Here is a 13,268-nt window from a genome sequence, read left to right on the forward strand (position 1 = left end):
TGGCCTGGGAGGAGTTCGTTCATGCGGGGGTGATCACGTCGGCCCGGGAGGCCGAGCATGCTCCGCGCGGAGATCTCCTGGTTCCAGACGTCGGTGCCGAAGCCTGCATCCACCCCTGGTTGCCCGCACTCACTGTTGCCGCGGGGTGGACGAATGGCCAGCGTTGAAGTCGTGTGGCAGATGGGGTCTGCAGCCTGCGGCGCTATTCGCGGCGGGGCTGCTGGGTGATCAGCTCGGCCATGCCGCCGATGGTGGCGAATCGGGGGTCGAACAGGTCGGTGTCCGAGATGGGGATGCCGAAGACGTCCTCGAGGTGGACCGTGAGGGCCACGACGGTGAGGGAGTCGAGATAGCCGGCGTCGAAGAGGTTGACCTCCCGGGTGAAGCCTGGGTCGTCATCGGCGACAGCGGCCTCGCGCCGGATGAACGCTTCGATGTGTGCCGTGGTCTCGGCATGGGTGAAGCTCATGAGTCGCCTTTCGGGAAGGTGTGCGGCACAGGCTGGTGAACGCCGCCGCGAACGGTGCGGTGCAGCTCCGCTGGTGAGGAGATGTGCAGCGCGTCCTGGAAGAGGCGCTGGAGTTGGGCCTGGGTGATGCCGGCCAGCAGCAGCTGGGGTAGTACGCCGGTGTCGGCGCTCGTGTCCCCGATCTGAGCGCGGACCTTCGGTCGCTGGATCGTGCCGTTGGGGAGAGTTCGGTGCGCAAGGTGCGCCATGAACCGCGCCTTGGAGACCGGCTCAGGCAGGGAGAGCAGCTCTGTGGCGGCCCAGCCGTAGGGCTGAACGACCGTCAGTCCGTGCGCGGTGAAGACACCGACCTCGCGGTCACCGGTCTGGACCCCGCGGGTGAGGTGAACCCGCAGCCGCTCGGACGGGAGGTCGGGCAGGCGGTAGTAGAGATTGCCGGCGTACGTTACGGGGGTGTAGTCGGCGAGGAACTCGTTCATGAGGTCGCCGGTGAACACGAGCGCGCCGTGGGGGTGGTCCTCGGCTATGGCGGCGCCGAGGACCTCGTTGACGACAGCGGCGTGGACGTTGAAGTCGCGCCAGTCCTGTCCGTTCAGGACTGCGGGATGTAGCGCGGTGAGGAGGCCCTGCCGGTCGGCTCGTACCACCCTTACGGGCATGTCGAGGTGAGTGGCCACCCGCTGGGCGGCGGCGGCGTCCTCGCTGAGGTGCTCGCCTCCGAAAGAGTAGGTGTAGGCGACGGCGTGGGGGAAGTACTTGCGGGTGTAGGTGGCCACGACGGAACTGTCCGCGCCACCGGACAGGCAGACGGCTACTGGCGTGCTCGGGTGCGTGGTAGCCAGGTGCCGCATTCCTTGATCAAGGAATTCGGAGACTTGGTGGGCGATGTTGGAGGGTGTGTCGCTGGATCCGGCGCGGGCGGGGAGGGCGCTGAAGTTGCGGACGGTTGCTGTGCGCCTTTCGGGGTCCAGAGTGACGACGCTGCCGGTGGGAATCGCGTAGGTGTCGGTGAAGGCGATGCCCGCCTTGACGAGGTCGCCGAGGTAGTTCGCGGCGATGACGCCCCGGTCGGGGTGGAATCCGACGTAGAGCTTGTTGAGACCGAGCTGGTCACGGATCGCGGTGACACGGTTGCCGTCCTGCTGGACGTGGGCGAAACGTCCGACGAGGTCCGGCGCTGCCTCAGGGGAGAGGTTCTGCTGGTGAGTGCCCCCGTCGGGGCTCCAGCAGACGTTGTCGACGGGGAGGTGGGTCTCAAGCACGTGCGTGCTCCTCGCTGATGACGTCGATGGCCCGGTCGAGGTGCGGGCGCCCGAAGTTGAGGGCGATCCTGAACCAGCCCGACTCGTGGAACAGAGAGGAGGGCATCACCAGCACGCCGCGCTCGGCCAGACGGGAGATGAAGGCGCGGTCGTCCTGCGCGGGGCAGCGGGCATAGAGGAATCGCGTGGCGTGCGCGTCGAGGACGGTCAGGCCGCGGCGGGTGAGCTGCTGGCGGGCGTGGCACTGGAGATCGGCGAGGCCAGTCAGATCGGGCGCGGTGTCGCAGAGGGCAGCGGCCAGCTGCTGGGTGAGGGCCGTGGGGGCGCAGTGGCCCGTTACCCGCATGTCCCTGATGAGGGCCGCGACGGCCTGGTCGCGGATGCCCAGATGAGGGGAGACGGCCAGGCAGCCGGTGCGCTGGCCCTGCATGTCCCACGCCTTGCCGAAGGAGCGCACGGTGATGGTGTGGGGGTAGTGGGTGGCGGGGGCAGGGCACGGCGTTTCGTCCCAGACCTGGAGCGCGTGCGCCTCGTCGGCGATGAGCAGCGGCGGCGTCGGGGTCGAGTGCCGCAGCATCAGGGCGGCCAGCTGCTTGAGTTCGTTGTCGTCGTGGATGACACCAGTGGGGCTGCCAGGCTGCGCGATCACGATGCCCCGGGTTGCGGGAGTCCAGGCACTCGCGATGGCTTCGACGTCGAGGCGCTTGTTGCGGGTGGCCGGCACCAAGTCGACGACGAGGCCGAGGTCCTGGAGGTAGAGGGGGTAGTCCATCCAGCAGGGGGTGATGAGGATGATCCGGTCGGGTGGTGAGAAGAGGGAGCGCAGGGCGACGCGGAGGGCGGCGGTCGCGCCGGGCGTCATGACGATGTCGTTCCAGGCGTACGGCAGCGCGTGCTGCCTGGCGAGGGAGGCGGCGACGCGACGGCGTACCGGGGTGAACCCGCCGAAGGGGCTGTAGCGCATGTCGAGAGGGCGGGCCTGCGCGGCGAGCGAGGCCAGGACCTCGTAGGGGCGGGGGTCGCTCAGGAACTGGGGGTTGGGGAACGACAGGTCCAGGGCCCGGCTGCCGAAGCGGCGCAGCGTGTCCAGGTGCAGCCGGGTGTACTCCTCCAGCGGCCGAAGCAGCCCTTCGTGGGTGGTGAGGCTCATCGGTCCGCCCCGGCCTTCGTGAAGAGGACCTGGATGCGGTTGCGGTCGGGCTTTCCGTGCGGGGTGCGGGGCAGGGTGTCGACGACCTGGATGTGGTGGGGCCGCATGTGGGGCGGGAGTTCGGCCGAGCAGTGGGCGCTGAGGGCGTCGAGGGTGAAGGACGGGTCGTGGGGCTCGACGGCGACGAGCACGGACGGGTCGGGCCGGCCGTCGGGATCCTGGACGATGAGGGCGACGACGCCGGCGGTCAGGCCGGAGGCCGCGATGGCGGCCTCGATCTCGGCGGGTGTGACACGGATGCCGTGGATCTTGGTGAGGTCGTCGCGCCGGCCGGTGATGTACAGGTCGCCGTCGGTGTCGGTGTAGCCGAGGTCTCCGGAGTGCACGACGGTTTCCGTCCAGGGCGGGGGCAGGCCCGCGCGCGTGCGGAAGACGAGCACGGTGGTGTCGGGATCGCGCCAGTAGCCCAGGGTGACCGTGGGGCCGCGGTGCACGATCTCACCCACCACGCCAGGGGGACACGGCGTGCCGTTCTCGTCGAGGACATCGACGCGGCAGCCGGGGATGGCCTGACCCACCGAGGTCGGTTTGCTGTCGATGCGGGTGGGGTCGAGGTAGGTGCTGCGGAACGCCTCGGTGAGCCCGTACATGGCGAAGACCGCCAGTTGGGGGTGGGCGGATCGGAGCGCCTTGACGGTCGTGGGGGTGAGGGGGCCGCCGGTGTTGGTCAGGTAGCGCAGGGAGGGGTAGTGGGTCGTGATGAAGGGGGAGCGGGGGTGGAGGAGGTCGGTCCAGAGACTGGGCACGCCCGCGAGGCCGGTGACCTCGTGTTCGAGGAGGGTGCGGCTGATGTCGGGGGCGAACGCGGAGCGCTGGATGACGACGGTGCCTCCGGCATGGAAGGTGGCCAGGACCTGGTTCAGCCCGTAGTCGAAGCTGAACGGCATCAGCGCCAGTGTGCGGTCCTCGTGCGTCAGCCCTAGGTAGTCCGCCACGATCCGGGCGCCGCTGAGCAGGTTGTCGTGGCTGAGCATGACGCCCTTGGCCGTGCCGGTGGACCCGGAGGTGTAGATCAGTCCCGCCAGGTCCCGGCCGATGGTGGCCGTTGTCGTCGGGGCCGCGGCGGGGGCTTGCAAGAGGTCTTCGGGTATGAGGATGTCCTCCTGCGGCAGGGCACCTTCCAGGCGCGCGGCGAGGCGACGGTTGGTCAGGGCGAGGCTGGCTTCGCTGTGGTCGACGATGTGCGCGATCTGCCGGGGGCGCAGCTGGTCGTGGATGAAGAGGGGGACGAGGCTGGCCAGGTGCGTGGCGAAGTAGGCGGTGAGGGCGTCGGCCGAGCGGGGCAGCAGCAGGGCGACGCGGGAGCCGGCGGGAAGGCGGGCCGCCAGATGGCCGGCGATGTGGTGGGCGCGGTCGGCGAGCTGGCGGTAGGTGAGGACGTCGGGGCCGTCGATGACGGCCGGGGCGCCCGCCCGGGTGTGGGCGTTGCTCAGGAGGAGGTCCGCGACCGTGTACATGGGGCTCCTTCGGATCATCGCGGGAGGACGTCGCTGGTGGTGGCGGTCTCGTGCAGGGGCAGCTCGGGCCAGCGCTCTGCCGGGGGTGCGATGCCCTGATCGGCCAGGAGAGCGGGGTTGAAGCGGTAGAAGTTGTCGTAGTGCGTGGTCGTGGCCGTGAACTGCACGGTGGCGGCCCGGGCCAGGTGATGGCTGCTGGTCTCCCACCGGACGGTGGCGGACCCGTGGTCGGCGGCGTGGGCGAGGACGGCGCCGACCAGGGATGCGGCTTCCTCGTCGGCGGCCAGGTGGAAGTCGACGACGTGCGTGACATCCTGGAGGTGGAGTGTGACGGCCAGCGCCGCGGGCCTGCCGTCTTGGCGGACGGCCAGATACACCGGGGGGGTTACCGGGTAGCGGGTGTGCCGCCAGTGGTGATAGGCGGGGTCGCGGATCACGGTGAACCCTGCGCTCCGGGCCGAGGCGACGCACAGGGCCTCGAAGTCCATGGGGAACGCGGTGCTCTCCTCCACGTCGCCGATGGTCCGGTGCGCAGGTAGGGGCTTGGTCGTGACGGGGAGGTCGAGCTGGTGAACGCGGGCCCGGTGCCAGCCGCGGAAGGCCGCGTGGATGTCCGGGTTGGGCCGGTAGACCCCGACGACGGGTTCACGGTCAAGGTGGATGCGGAGCAGCCGGCCGGCGGCCGCGGCATGGGCGTGCGGGAGCTTGCGCCAGCCGGACAGGTAGATGCCGGGCACCGCTTGACCGTCCAGGGCGAAGCGGGTGTGGAAGCTGTACGCGATGGCCTCGGGGCGGCCGTCGGCTTCGATGGTGCAGTAGTCGGGACGGTTCCCGCGCTGCGGGTTTTCGGTGAACTGGTGCTGGTAGTACCGCGGATCGCTGGCGTAGTCCTTGCCCTGGCGCAGCAGCATCTCCAGCTGCCCGGCGCGGCGGGCCCCGCTGCCGTGGACGACCTGGACCGGATGCCTGTGCACGGTGGCGGGGACTTGCCAGATCGCCGCCCGGGTGGCCGTCCGGGTCGCGGCGTGAACCTGGGCCGCGAACCCGTCGATGCTGTCGTCCGTGTGTAGCCGCATCAGGTGGAGGAGCTGGTGGTCGTAGGGGGCGTGGATGTTCACGCCGCCGGATCCGACCCAGAGGATTCCGGCGTACCCCAGTGCGGTGAGCGGAGCCTGGAGGTCCAGGGCGAGTTGCTGCGTGAGGCGTCCGAACGGCACGGTGAAGTACCGGGCGCCGGTGCCCATGCGCTGCTGGAAGTGGGTGTGGGAGCGGTCGACCTCTTGTCGCACGGCGTCGGCGCCGAGGGCCGCGAGGTTGTCGTGGCGGTAGGTGTGGTTGGCCACGGTGACCATCGGGTCGAGGGCCAGCTCCTGCAGCTTCGACCAGGGCAGGTAGCCGCGCTCGGCGAAGTACGGCGCGGCCACCTTCTCGACGGTTGCGTACAGCGGGTCGATCAGCTGCGTGGCGACCACCTCGGGATCGAGGCTGGCGCTCTTGGTGAGCTGGTAGAAGGTGCCCAGGCCGGCGGCTTCGGGTAGGTGGGTGGCGATGCGCTCGGCGATTGCCCGTGGGTCGGCGTACTTCTCGATGGCGTAGACCTTGTCGCGGCTGCCCAGCCCGGTGTCGGTGAGCAGGCCCGCCGGGGAGAGCGTCAGCGGGAGGCCGCAGGCGCGCACCTGGTCGATCGCGGTCAGCGCGGAGGCGGGAACGTCGTCGAAGCACAGGACGAAGTTGACCTCGGCCAGGCCCTCGCCGGCGCGGACCTGGTCCAGGGAGACGACTTGGCCCAGGTCCAGCATTAGGTCGAGCTGGCGGGCGAACGTCTCCTGGGACACGGTGTGGAGCCGGTGGTAGGGGTTGGCGGGATCGACGTCGCCGATGCGGTGGTAGTTGACGCCGATGACGGTGGGTACGGGCATACGGGTCCTTCCGGGGACGGCTGCCGCCCGGCCGGTGTCTCGGGCCGGGCGGCAGGGCGGTCAGCTCAGGGCGCCCCGGCGCTGCTCGTTGCTGCGGGCGACCGCGGTCAGGAGGTCCGGGTGGGCGCCGACCGTGCGCGCCGCGGCGATGATGGCGGACAGGTCCTTGGGCAGGCACTTCCCGCCGAAGCCGGGGTTGTCGGCGAAGACGGCGGTGTGTGAGGGCTCGACGCGGGGGTCCAGGAGCCAGCCCTCGCGGACGGTGTGCCAGTCGGCTCCCATCGCTTCGGCGATCTCCCGGAACTCGTTGACGAAGGTCACCTTCGTCGCGAAGAACGCGTTCTCCATGTACTTGACGACCTCGGCCTCGGCCGCCGTGCACTGGAAGTACGTCTTGTGGGGTCCCAGGATCGGCAGCAGCGCGTCGAGGAAGTATCCGCGGATCGCGCTCTCCCCGCCGAGGATCACGAACGACATCGTCCGCGGGTCGTCGCACACGGGGTTGAAGTAGGTGCTCTCCCCGACGTACTCGGGGCTGAAGCAGATGTCCTTGCCGGTCGCGGCGGACAGCTGGGCGGTGGTACCGGGCGGCACCGTGGACTTCAGCAGGATCCGCTGGGTGGGGACCCGCTTGATGGCGTCGACGACGTGGGTCACGTCGCACTCCCCGTCGGGCCCGGACGGCGTGTTCACGCACACCACCGCGAAGTCGCACGCCTCCAGGGCCTCCTGCGGGTACGTGCTGTCGTGCGCCTGGTCGTAGGTGACCAGCTCGGCGTGGCCCTGGAACAGGTCCCGCATCGAGTGGCCGACGTGGCCCATGCCGATGATGCCGATCTTCATGTCAGTCTCCGAGGGTCAGGGGGTGAGGGAACGCTTCGAGCCGGCAGGCCACCGCGCGGGCCGCGAGGTCGCTCGCGGCCGGGGTGCTCGCCTGGTGGCCGGCGAAGCAGGGGCTGTGGTGCATGGGGGCGTAGGAGTAGCGGAGCGTGTCGACCTCGATGCCGCTGTCGGCCAGCTGGTGGGCCATGTCCGCGGCGTCGCCGGCGTCGGCGCACAGGGCGACCAGCCCATATCCGCCGTGCTCCAGGACGGCGCCGGCCTGTGGCGCCTCCTGCCAGGCGATGCCGGTCGCCTCGAAGGCGGCCTGCGCCGTCTTACGCAGCGTGGTGAAGCGGGAGCGCAGCGCGCCGACGTCGGTGCTCTGGACCAGGGCCCAGGCCGCGCCCAACGCGTTGATCTTGAAGTTGCTGCCGAACTGGCTGGCGAACGGGCCGGTGGGATCCAGCCGGGTGCCGGTGAACTTCGTCTGCTGCCCGAAGTTGCGCACCGCCAGGATCCGCTCGGCGAGCTCGGGGTTCCGGGTCAGGCAGGCCCCGCCCTCACCGGCCTTGATGGGCTTGCGGCCGTGCAGGCTCAGGCAGATCACGTCGACGCTCTCCGCCAGCGACTGTGGGCCCAGCCGCAGGAAAGGGGCCTGGGCGGCGTCGACGATCACCGGGATCCCGCGCCGGCGGAGGTCGGCGAGGACCTGGGGGTCCTCGTCCCAGTAGCCCCACATCGGGACCGGGATCACGGCGGCCAGCGGACCGGCCTTCGCCGCCGCGTCCAGGGCATCCGTAGCCAGAGCGAAGGAACCGGGGCGGCAGTCGACGAAGACCGGTTCAGCGCCCGCGGCAACGACAGCCAGCCCCGTCATCGACGGTCCCAGCGCCGAGACCGCGACACGGTCTCCCGGCTGCACGCCGACGGCGTGCAGCGCACAGACCAGAGCGGCGGTGCCCGAGGAGACGCCCAGGGCGTACGGGGCGTCGAGGAGCGTGGCCAGGTGCTTTTCCAGGGTGCGGATCACCTCGGCGTTGCCAGTGCCGCCGTCGGCGATCGCGAGGTCGATCAGCTGGGTGGTCATGCGGTCCATGACAGGCCCTCCTTCTTCAGCAGCGCGTCGAACGCCTCGTACACGGGGAGCAGGTCCTCGAGCTGGGCGAGGTGGCCGGGAGCGGTGCCGCTCTGCAGGAAGTCCCGGAACGCGGCCAGTTCGGGGCCGTACCCGGCGTGGGCGTAGCCGCCCGAGACAGGGGAGCGGCGCCACAGCACCCGGGCACCGGGGTACTCCGCGACGTGCTGGTCGCTGCCGCTGGGCCGGAGCTGCAGCTCGGACAGGTCCCGCAGGTACAACACGTCTCCGCGGGAGGTGGTGACGTGGACGGAGTGGTAGAAGCCCGCCGCGCAGCTGCCGAACTGCACCTCCACCCGGGTTCCGGCCTCGGAGTCGCTGGAGACCATGGAGCACAGGCGCCCGCGGTCCACCGAGATCATCTGGCCGGTCGGGGACGATGTGCCCGGCAGGAGCATCTCGGCCAGGTCGATGGCGTGGATTCCCTGCGCGGCGAAGAGGCTCGCCTCCAGGGACATGTGCGGACCGAAGGTCTCGACGGGCTTGCGGGCCACGTGTTCGACCCGCACGCAGCGAGCCGTCCCGTACCGGCCGGACTCCAGGGCCTTGACCAGCTGGCGCACGCCCTCCGCCCACCGGAAGTTCATGCCGACGCAGCACTTCACCCCGGCGTTGCGGGTCAGCTCGACGAGGGAGTGCAGGCCCTCCAGGTCCGGGGCCGGGGGCTTCTCCACGAAAGTGTGCAGCCCGGACTTGATCGCCCAAGCGGCGTGATCGGCCTGTTCGGTGACGGGCAGAGCGATCAGCGCGGCGTCGAAGACACCGGGGTCCACCTCGCCGGCGGAGGCGTAGACCTGGGGGATCATCCACTGGGCGGCGAGCCGATCGGCGCGCTCGGTGTCCTGGTCGACCAGGGCGGACAGGGGGAGGCCGGCGGAGCAGGCCGCCGGCAGCAGGGTGTCGCCGCCGTGACCGCCGGCGCCGATGAGCAGGGAACGCATACGTCACTCCGTTCAGAATCTGAGCATGGGCATGACAGATCGCCTCGTGTGCGGGCAGCTGCCCGGCCGATTTCGGGCACACGGGTCTCGTCAGAAGGTGCGGGAAGTGCGGAAAGGCCTAGCTGTCGTGGTCAGGAAGACGAAGCTGCTGGGGCGCGGGCGCGTCTTTCCGCTCGCGCAGGCCGAGCGGGTCCTGCGGGCGCTGGCGGCGACGGGTCGTCCACCAGGCTCCGACCGCATTGGCCTGCTCCCGGTAGGCGGGGACGTCGTACGCGTACCCGAGGCGGGCGATCTCGCCGTTGAGGATCACGACGAAGCCCTCAATCGCGGCTACCTCGGCCTCCTCCAGGGGCCGGATGCTGCGGTAGCCCGCCAGGAGGTCCGCAGCACGGGCCTGCTGGTAGCGGGCCCGTTCGCCCTGGAGGACGAAGAACCCAGTGGCGAGGAGCTTGGCGAGGTCGAAGACCGGTGGGGCGTGCATGACCTTGTCGAAGTCGATGAACCCGAACCTGCCGCCGCCGCTGCCAGCCACGACGTTGTCCCAGTGCAGGTCGCCGTGGATGGGCTGGGGCCGCAGGGACGCCAGGTCCTGGGCCAGGCGGGGCAGGATCCGGTCCCGCCACAGATGCCTGGCCACGTACCAGTGCGGGAGCTCCTGGTCCGGGGAGGGAATCGGGCCACGTTCGAAGGTCAGGCGCCGGTCGGTGAAGTCGCCCGCGTCCGGCCGTGCCAGCTCCGAGTGGAGCCGGGCCAGATCCTGGCCCAGGCCGTACGGGTCGCTCCGGTCGGCGCCCCCCTTGCCGATCCAGGTGCATACGTGAACGGTCTGCGGACCGGCCTTGGTCTCCACCGTTCCGACGGCCAGCGTCCGCGGACACTCCACACCGTCGACGCCGTCGACCAGCCCGGCGATTCGGCTGATCAGAGCAGCCGGTTTGGGCGTCAGCCGCACGGCCACCTCCGGTGCCTGCGAGGACGCCGAGACGCCACGCCAGACCGCGGCCATGGTGCCGCCGGCCACCGGCTCGAACCGGTAGTCCGCCGCGTGCCACGTCCCGCTCACACGGGCCAGGGCGTCGCTGAGCAGCTGCTCGCTGGCGCTGTCGTCGGCCGACATTCCCGTTCACCTTTCATGCCGCCTAGCGCGGCGTCTTGGCCGGCGCCTGCTGGCCGTGCCGCAGGTGCCCGTGCAAGGCCGGCCAGAAGGCCAGACCCTCCACTGGCCAGGATGCCAGTACCCCGGCGACCCTCCGGCCCAGTCCCATCGCGCGCTGCTGACGCGTCGCGGCCACCAGCCCGGGAAGGACGGGGTAGGCACCCAATGCTGCCACCGTCGCGAGGCCGGCCGCAGAGCTTCGCCCGCGAATCACCCGGTGGGATTCAGCCGCGATCCCCGCCGCGACCACCGCGGTGCTCAGCCCCCAGGCCACGGGAATCGCCAGGTGACGGGCCCGCAGCAGCCGGACCTCCCGCTCCGAGAGGTTCAGCAGGCCCTGGGCGCGGCACCATTCGACCGTGATGCCGAAATTGAGCAGGCCGCGCAGCCAGGCGGTCTGCTGCAGCACGAGGTCGCGGGCGGTGCGCGGGACCTCGGCGATGTCGCGGCTCATCAGCAGGCCGATCGGCTCGCCCGCGAGGCGGGCCACCCAGCCCAGAAGGAGCCCGTCGGCGTACGCGTAGCGCGGGAACCCGCCGATGAAGTCGAGGAAGTCACTGCGAATGAACTCGCCGTGTCCGAATGTCGAGTACGGCGAAGTCCTCGACCACACCGTGTCACCGGAGCGTCCCTTTGTGTTGCGGGACACGTAGTGCGACAGGGTCCACCAGGTCTGCAGCACGGCGTTCCCCGCAGCGACCTTCCCGCTGCCCTCGCGGTCGGGGACCACGTAGTCGACCAGCTGCTGGAACAGCCGCACCTCCGGCGCGGAAGAGATCTCCTTCCGCAGCTCCTCGAAGGTCCCCGGCTGCGGCCGAGAGTCGGCGTTGTACACCCCGATCCACAGCGACTCCGTCTCCGCCGCCGCGCTGAACCGCTCCCGCGCCCACTCAACCGCCAGATCGAGCTGGGCCGCACGGTAGGGGTAAACCTCCTGGCAGTGCAGCAGCACGAGCGAGGCGGCCGCATCCCCCTCGTCGGCGAGGGCTTCCTCCAGCAGGGCGTGAGTGGTCCGCCCGGGCGGACCCGACTCCTTGACGGTGGTCACCAGGACCACCGCGTCCACCCTCTTGTCCAGCACGAGCTGGCGCCAGAAGCGGACGGTGTCCTCGGCGAGGTCGGTCTCCTGGTACATCGGCACGACGCACACCACCCGCGCGGCGTCGGCCCCGGCCTGAGCCACGGCCGGGGCGTGCAGGGCGAGGTTACGCCGTACCTGCCGCCACTCCCGCGCCCGGCGCGCCACCAGAGCGGTCGCCAGCACGCCGGCGGCCAACGAGACTCCCGAGGAGCGCATACGTGTATCCGATGCCATGAACGATCTCCTGACAGGTCAGTACCGCCACCACCCGGACGGGGGACGCGGTGATCCGGCGACGCCGGTCGACGGGGTTGTGCCACATGAGGTTCCCCGCGATGGTGCGGCCGACCGCGAGGGGCGAGTCCTGCCGGTAGCCGCGGTGCCGCCACAGGACGGCACGGGCCCGTCCGCTGCGCCAGCAGCGGATCATGTACTGCCGGAACTCGCTGGGATGGTCGTGGTGGATGGCCATTCGCGGGCTCAGCACCGCGCGTTCGGCCAGAAACAGGCGCCGGCCGAGTTCGACGTCGCTGTACGCGGGCAGCAGGGCATCGAACCCGCCGCTGCCGAGGAGCGCCTCGCGTCGGTAGGCGCAGTTGCCTCCGTTCACGTACGGGGCTCCGAGGACGTCCTCGGAGGAGGAGCTGCCGGTGTACCAGGCGCCGAAGGTCTCGTAGTAGTAGACCCCGTCCCTCAGCTGGCTGTAGAGGTTCGAGGGTGCGGTGGCGATCACCCGGCCACCGAACGCAGTGGAACCGGGGTACTCGGCGCTCATGCGTAGGAGCTCGGAAAGCCAGGTGTCCGCCGGCACACAGTCGTCGTCGAGGAAAGCCAGCAGATCCCCCCGGCTCTCCCTGACCCCCGTGTTGCGGGCGCGGGCGATGCCCAGGCGCTGCGGCAGGACGATGACGCGCAGGTCCGGGTCGTCGCCGGTCAGCCACGTGTAGCGGGGGCATCCGTCCAGTACGAGGATGATCTCGTAGGACGGCTGCGGGGAGGCGGCGAACTGGTCCCGAACGGCTTGGACGAGCCTGCGGCAGCCGCTGTCCCGGGCGGTGGCCACGATGATGCTTACGGCGGGAGCGCGCGGTCCGGCCTCAGCGGTACTCACGGCAGCAGTCCCTTCGATATGAGGCACTCGTGGAGTGCCTGCGCGGACGTGAAGGTGTGGCCGGTCATGCCCAGGGCCTGCCCGGCGGCCACCCACGACGCGGTGTCGTCGATGTACAGCGCCTTGTGCAGGGCGAAGCCCCCCAGTCGCGCGGCTTCCCGGTAGCAACTGGGGTCGGGCTTCAGCAGCTTCATCTCGGCGGAGCCGAGCACGAGGTCCGCCACGTCCAGCAGACCGTGGAACGCGAGATCCTCGCGCAAGCGGCCGTTGGCGTTGGAGAGGAGAACGATGCGGAGTCCGCGGTCCCGGACCGTCTTGAGGTGCGCGACGACGTCCGTGTCGAGGTCACCGTGGTAACGGAGCCACTCTTCGACCGCTCCGGACCCCACCAGCGCACCCACCTCCTTTCGCCACGTGTCGTGGTCGATGGCCCCCGCCATGGCCAGGCGGCCTGGCCGGGACTTCAAGACGGCGGGCAGGAGCGATCCTCCGGCCAGGCCGTGCCGACGCTCGATCTCCGCGGCGACACCCCGGTCGAACCTGATCAGGACATCCCCCACGTCGCAGAGCACGGTGTTCAAAGCCATTTGCACCACGGGCTGAACCCTCCCTTCGACGTGCCGACGATGCCCGTGCGGCCGAGATGGCCTGGCTGTTCCGGAGCTTTCGCTGCACGCCGGTCTGGAGAACCACGCGGCGTGTGCC

At 70.4% G+C, this 13,268-nt stretch carries 12 protein-coding genes; all 12 read right to left on the reverse strand.

All coding sequences use genetic code 11. The features are described 5' to 3' along the window. Positions 1–202: 202 nt before the first annotated feature. A complete protein-coding gene (locus BX286_RS31645) occupies positions 203–469 on the reverse strand; it encodes an acyl carrier protein (RefSeq protein ID WP_121017085.1) in 267 nt (88 codons plus the stop codon). Continuing rightward, a complete protein-coding gene (locus BX286_RS31650) occupies positions 466–1,731 on the reverse strand; it encodes an asparagine synthase-related protein (protein WP_121017087.1) in 1,266 nt (421 codons plus the stop codon). The genes BX286_RS31645 and BX286_RS31650 overlap by 4 nt, the downstream gene beginning before the upstream one ends. Next, complete coding sequence (locus tag BX286_RS31655) at positions 1,724–2,881, reverse strand: aminotransferase class I/II-fold pyridoxal phosphate-dependent enzyme (protein WP_121017089.1); 1,158 nt, start codon at positions 2,879–2,881, stop codon at positions 1,724–1,726. The genes BX286_RS31650 and BX286_RS31655 overlap by 8 nt, the downstream gene beginning before the upstream one ends. Continuing rightward, positions 2,878–4,398, reverse strand: coding sequence for an AMP-binding protein (locus BX286_RS31660; RefSeq protein ID WP_187344232.1), 1,521 nt, complete (start codon positions 4,396–4,398; stop codon positions 2,878–2,880). The genes BX286_RS31655 and BX286_RS31660 overlap by 4 nt, the downstream gene beginning before the upstream one ends. Positions 4,399–4,412: 14 nt before the next feature. Then, positions 4,413–6,317, reverse strand: a complete 1,905-nt coding sequence (locus BX286_RS31665) for a polysaccharide deacetylase family protein (RefSeq protein ID WP_121017093.1) — start codon at positions 6,315–6,317, stop codon at positions 4,413–4,415. A 60-nt stretch (positions 6,318–6,377) separates the two neighbouring features. After that, entirely contained in the window at positions 6,378–7,160 is a 783-nt protein-coding gene (locus BX286_RS31670) for a UDP-glucose/GDP-mannose dehydrogenase family protein (protein WP_121017095.1), read from the reverse strand. A 1-nt stretch (position 7,161) separates the two neighbouring features. Continuing rightward, entirely contained in the window at positions 7,162–8,235 is a 1,074-nt protein-coding gene (locus BX286_RS31675; RefSeq protein ID WP_121017097.1) for a DegT/DnrJ/EryC1/StrS family aminotransferase, read from the reverse strand. After that, complete coding sequence (locus BX286_RS31680; protein ID WP_121017099.1) at positions 8,223–9,215, reverse strand: Gfo/Idh/MocA family protein; 993 nt, start codon at positions 9,213–9,215, stop codon at positions 8,223–8,225. The genes BX286_RS31675 and BX286_RS31680 overlap by 13 nt, the downstream gene beginning before the upstream one ends. 118 nt (positions 9,216–9,333) lie before the next feature. Further along, on the reverse strand, positions 9,334–10,332 hold the full coding sequence (locus tag BX286_RS31685) for a phosphotransferase enzyme family protein (protein ID WP_121017101.1): 999 nt from the start codon (positions 10,330–10,332) through the stop codon (positions 9,334–9,336). Positions 10,333–10,354: 22 nt separating this feature from the next. Further along, positions 10,355–11,668 (reverse strand): hypothetical protein, encoded by a 1,314-nt coding sequence (locus BX286_RS31690; protein WP_187344233.1) that lies wholly within the window; start codon positions 11,666–11,668, stop codon positions 10,355–10,357. Next, on the reverse strand, positions 11,577–12,563 hold the full coding sequence (locus tag BX286_RS31695; RefSeq protein WP_187344234.1) for a glycosyltransferase family 2 protein: 987 nt from the start codon (positions 12,561–12,563) through the stop codon (positions 11,577–11,579). Before BX286_RS31695 ends, BX286_RS31690 begins: the two co-directional genes overlap by 92 nt. Then, complete coding sequence (locus BX286_RS31700; RefSeq protein ID WP_121017107.1) at positions 12,560–13,150, reverse strand: HAD-IA family hydrolase; 591 nt, start codon at positions 13,148–13,150, stop codon at positions 12,560–12,562. Before BX286_RS31700 ends, BX286_RS31695 begins: the two co-directional genes overlap by 4 nt. Between the last annotated feature and the right edge of the window lie 118 nt (positions 13,151–13,268).

It is taken from the genome of Streptomyces sp. 3211.6, assembly GCF_003634815.1.
Taxonomy (GTDB): Bacteria; Actinomycetota; Actinomycetes; order Streptomycetales; family Streptomycetaceae; genus Streptomyces; species Streptomyces katrae_A.